This is a genomic window from Burkholderia sp. ABCPW 11 (assembly GCF_001523445.1).
Classification (GTDB): Bacteria; Pseudomonadota; Gammaproteobacteria; order Burkholderiales; family Burkholderiaceae; genus Burkholderia.
Map to the genome: position 1 here is coordinate 1 of NZ_LOVM01000015.1, position 4,788 is coordinate 4,788.

Consider the following 4,788-nt stretch of genomic DNA (forward strand, 5'->3'; position numbering starts at 1 on the left):
TCGACGGGTCTGTCGTCGGCTAATAGCTCGATCACGTCGCTGTCGACTTCGACCTCGACGGGTCTGTCGTCGGCTAACAGCTCGATCACGTCGTTGTCGACTTCGACTTCGACCGGCATCAATTCGCTGTCCACCGGACTGAGCAGTACGAACAGCTCGGTGTCGTCGCTGTCCACGTCGACCTCGACGGGCCTGTCCACGGCTAATAGCTCGGTTGCCTCGCTGTCGACTTCAACTTCAGCGCGCATGAATTCGCTTTCGACCGGCCTAAGCTCGACCAATAGCTCGCTGACGTCTTTGTCCACGTCGGTATCGACCCAGATCAATGCCGGAAATACGCATTACTACAGCGTTAACGACAACGGTACGCAGCAGCGCAACTACGACAACAAAGGCGCGGTAGGCATTAATTCGCTCGCAGCAGGCGTCAACGCGATGGCGGCAGGCGTAAGCAGCGTCGCGGTCGGCGACGGTTCGAGCGCATGGGCGGACGGCGCGGTCGCAATCGGCCAGAGTGCCTTGGCAACGAGTGGCAAGGCGGTTTCGATCGGCTCCGGCAACATGGCGGTCGGCAACGGTGCAACATCACTGGGCAACGCAAACACCGCAACAGGCACGAGTGCACTCGCTCTCGGCACGTCGAACCAAGCCATCGCGGACAATACGATCGCGATGGGCATCCAGGCGACGGCCAGCGCCAACGGTGCCCAAGCCTACGGATTAGGCGCGACGGCCAGCGCGGCCAACGCGCTAGCCCTCGGCTCGAATGGTACTGCGAACGTCGCAAACTCGATCGCGCTTGGCGCGGGCTCGGTCACGAGCAACGCGGTCGGCGTGTCGACAGTCACGGTCGGCGGTACCACGTACCCCGTATTCGGTGCCAATCCCATCGGCGTCCTCAGCATCGGGTCGCCTGGTCAGGAACGCCAGATTACGAACGTCGCCGCTGGTCGCGTTAACAGCAATAGCACGGACGCCATTAACGGCAGTCAGCTCAACGCGACGAACCTGGCCGTCAACTCATTGTCAACGTCGATCGTATCGAACATCGTCTCATTGTCGACCGGCATCGGCTCGCTGTCTACCGGTCTGAGCTCAACCAACAGCAATCTGGTGGCACTGTCCACGTCTACTTCGACGTCAATCAACTCATTGTCGACCGGCCTGAGCGCGACCAACAGCAACGTGTCGTCATTGTCCACGTCGACGTCAACCAGTATCGGCTCGCTGTCGACCGGCCTGAGTTCGACCAACAGCAGCGTGGCCTCGTTGTCGGCCGGCGTGACGAACATAAACGAGTCTCTTAACTCGTTGTCGACGACGATCAACAACAACAAGATCCGTTCGGCCAGCAACAACGGCGTCGGCACCGACATGAACGGTACAGGCAGCGACGCGCCGAAAGTAACCGCCGGCTCGAATTCGGTGGCGATCGGAGCGAATTCGACGGATGGCGGACGTACGAACGTGGTCTCGGTGGGCAACGATTCGCAGCAGCGTCAGATCACGAACGTAGCACCGGGTACGCAAGGCACCGACGCTGTAAATTTGAACCAGCTAAATGAATCGATCTCACAGTCAAATTACTATGCCGATCAGAGAATTGGTGAGCTTTCCACCCAAGTAAATCAGGTTGCGAAGGCCGCCTATGCCGGTGTGGCAGCTGCAACGGCGCTGACGATGATTCCAGATGTAGACCTCGGGAAAACGATCGCGGTGGGTATTGGTACCGGCGCATATAAGGGAGAGAAGGCGGTCGCTATCGGCGCGTCTATTCGTTTTACACAAAACGTCAAGGGAAAGCTCGGTGCCGGTTATAGCTCGCAAGGTACAACGGTTGGAGTAGGCGCTGCCTATCAGTGGTAACGTAGCCAGTTCGACCGAGCGCAAGCGCGCTCGGTCCATCACTATACCCAGAATTTCTTCGCGACTTATTCGCTAGATCATCGATCAGCACCTTCACAGACGGACTAATCGCTTGAACTTGCAGAAAGTGGCAATGTCGACCGGAACGTTGTGGCGACCGCATCGGATAATCTGGCGTTACCCATCATAGTATGACGTTTCACTGTCTGTAGGAGAGGCAATTCACTTTATGAAATGATAAAAATAATTTCTCTGATTAGGTGCAGGTATCAGTTGAATGCAAAGTATCGCAATGGAGATGAATTGGTGTTCCTTGTATTGCGCGCCGATCGCATGCAATGTTGTCGCGGCGCAAAGGGATAATCAACGCTCTAGTCGCAAAATCTTAGGGCGCGTGCTCTTAATTGCTAGACTGCGCGGCAATATTATGTGCCAAAGATATTGATGGGGATTTTGATAAACAATGAGCACGGCCGGGGGGGTAAAACGAATTCAAGGTGGTATGGAAAGGTCATCGCGAGGGTAAAGCTTTATGGAAAGCTATTTTTCTCTTATTGAGAAGTACCGGCGACTACAGGTTGAAATATCTGCAGCGTACAAGCGAGAACGTCTCGACGCTATTACCTACATTGTGCAAAAAATGGCAGTCTTTAATATATCTATTGAGGAAGTGCGGCATGCGAAATCTCTGCATAGGAGAACGATTCGTCCGCAAACAGGTCGATCTAGCGACAAAAAATATAGTCCAAAGTACTTTGACCCAAGCACAGGGCGCACGTGGTCCGGAAGGGGGCGGCGGCCGAACTGGTTGGCAGGAAGAGACCCCCATGATTTTCTTATTGAATCCGATGATTCAATTTCTGTAGATGAAAAAGGGAACTCTGCCGCTTGACTTGTCACCGATGCCGAGTGGCGACTCGAGGCCCAGTTCGAGAACGGTCGCTTCTGTTAGTTCGACGAGTCGACTTTACCGTGTCCGTTGGTTGTAAGAGGGGTATCAGGATTCCCGTGTTCAAGGCAGGCGGAGCAATTACACGGAAGGAAGAAGGAACCGATTTGCAAAAAAGATTGCGAACTCAGGTCGGACGGAATTCGTGGCGGGCAGGTCAAGCGCGTGCCACGCCGAGAACTTCGGAGGCCATCTTCGCCGGTTGTTCTCTGGCAACAAAGCGAGTACGCAACCTCGTCTTTTGAGCGGCCCCATTTCATGGATAATTTGAGGGTTTCTACTCCAGCGTCTTCTATTGCTCGCGTCATTCGTATACCTGGTTGGCGTTGACGCTGTGCCAACGCGCCGCGGCTGACATCAATACTCCCGGCTCAAGTGCTTCCGTAAGCGCCCGAGCAGTACCGTAGTGCAGGTTGTTGACCGCGGAGCTCTGCGACGCTATCGGATGGGCTCGACGCGAACAGTAGGCGGCAGCGATGATGCGACGTTCCGCGGGAGCAGTTCGTCGACGCGGGTAGCCGGATAGTCGGCGATGCGCTCGAGCACGTAGGCGAGATACGCCTCGGGATCGAGGCCGTTCAAGCGCGCCGTGCCAATCAGGCTATATATCGCGGCGGCACGTTCGCCACCGGAGTCGGCGCTGGCGAACAAGTAATTCCGTCGTATGCGAAGGTACGGCGATTGGCCGCTTCAAGGTCAGCCGCTTGATGGAACAGCTGGGGTTGATTTGCAAGCAACCCGGCAGTCATGCGTACAAACAGGCGACGGTTGAGCGGATCGATATTCCGAACCATCTCAACCGTCAGTTTGAGGTTGGTGCGCCGAATCAGGTCTGGTGCGGCGACATCACGTATGTCTGGGCACAAGGCCGTTGGCATTATCTGGCGGTCGTGCTCGACCTGTTCACGCGGCGAGTTGTCGGTTGGGCTTTCTCGACACGCCCGGACGCCGATTTGGTCGTGCGGGCGTTGGAAATGGCCTACGAGCAACGAGGCCGACCGCAAGGGTTGTTGTTTCACTCGGACCAAGGCTTACAGGGCGGAATCAACCGGTCGTCGCAACACCTTAATCCAGGAGGTGTTTCATGGGTCGTCCATCGAAGTGGATACAACAGTTGACGAGGCGAGGAGCGATGCGCTCGCCAGGTGCACCATCGCTTCGGCACGAGGTTGAGCGCCAGTTTTGGGAGCAGGTTGCGACCGGAATCACAAGCGAGAAGGCTGCTGCGGCAGTTGGAGTGTCCCAGGCGGCAGGGACACGCTGGTTTCGCGAGCGTGGCGGTATGCCGTTGTTCATGGCAAGTCCAATATCCGGCAGGTACTTATCGTTTGCTGAGCGTGAAGAGATAGGATTACTCTCAGCCGAAGGCGCCGGCGTACGTGAGATCGCTCGCCGTATTGGCCGCAGCGCGTCAACGGTCTCACGAGAGCTCCAGCGTAATGCTGCGACTCGTAGTGGCCGCCTCGATTATCGTGCATCAGTTGCGCAGTGGAAGGCGGAATTGTTTGCCAGGCGGCCGAAACCAGCAAAGCTTGCGACAAACCCGAGGCTGCACCGCTATGTGCAAGAGCGCCTGGAAGGCCACGTTCACAACGCTAAAGGACGTAAGGTTGCAGGGCCTAGTCAGGCGGCGTTCATCGGGCGGAATAAACCAGAACGCAGTGATCGCAAATGGGTCAATGGCTGGTCGCCGGAACAGATTGCCAATCGATTAAAAGTCGACTTTCCAGATGACGAAACCATGCGCATCTCTCACGAAGCCATCTATCAGGCGCTTTACATTCAAGGGCGTGGTGCGCTCAAGCGCGAACTGGTGACCTATCTGCGCACCGGGCGAGCACTGAGAGTGCCAAGGGCCAGGGCGCAAGCCAAGGCGTGGGCGCATGTCAGCGAAGATGATCTGCTCTAGAAATCCTGGACACAAATGAGTGTTAGTGTTTCGGAGGCAATTTTCCCAATAGGAACGGGAGGTT

2 protein-coding genes and 3 pseudogenes are annotated in these 4,788 nt (G+C 56.3%); 4 read left to right on the plus strand and 1 reads right to left on the minus strand.

The features are described from left to right. Nucleotides 1-1,866, plus strand: a 1,866-nt coding sequence (locus WS61_RS32785) for a YadA family autotransporter adhesin (RefSeq protein WP_179949662.1), incomplete at its 5' end; no start/stop codon positions are given. A gap of 532 nt (nucleotides 1,867-2,398) precedes the next feature. Continuing rightward, nucleotides 2,399-2,758 (plus strand): H-NS histone family protein, encoded by a 360-nt coding sequence (locus tag WS61_RS32790; protein WP_095211627.1) that lies wholly within the window; start codon nucleotides 2,399-2,401, stop codon nucleotides 2,756-2,758. Between the two features lie 495 nt (nucleotides 2,759-3,253). On the opposite strand, the pseudogene WS61_RS07030 reads toward WS61_RS32790, so the two are convergent. Further along, a pseudogene (locus WS61_RS07030) lies at nucleotides 3,254-3,478 on the minus strand (transposase domain-containing protein); the annotation flags it as partial. An 8-nt stretch (nucleotides 3,479-3,486) separates the two neighbouring features. Here WS61_RS07030 and WS61_RS32795 point away from each other — a divergent pair. Both WS61_RS32795 and WS61_RS07035 read left to right on the plus strand, forming a co-directional pair. Beyond that, nucleotides 3,487-3,882 (plus strand): annotated as a pseudogene (locus WS61_RS32795) (DDE-type integrase/transposase/recombinase); the annotation flags it as partial. A gap of 38 nt (nucleotides 3,883-3,920) precedes the next feature. Continuing rightward, nucleotides 3,921-4,721: pseudogene (locus tag WS61_RS07035) on the plus strand (transposase); the annotation flags it as partial. Between the last annotated feature and the right edge of the window lie 67 nt (nucleotides 4,722-4,788).

Bases quoted from the DNA above. Each gene is read 5' to 3' on its own strand.
- WS61_RS32790 (WP_095211627.1), top strand. From the start codon at position 2,399: ATGGAAAGCTATTTTTCTCTTATTGAGAAGTACCGGCGACTACAGGTT.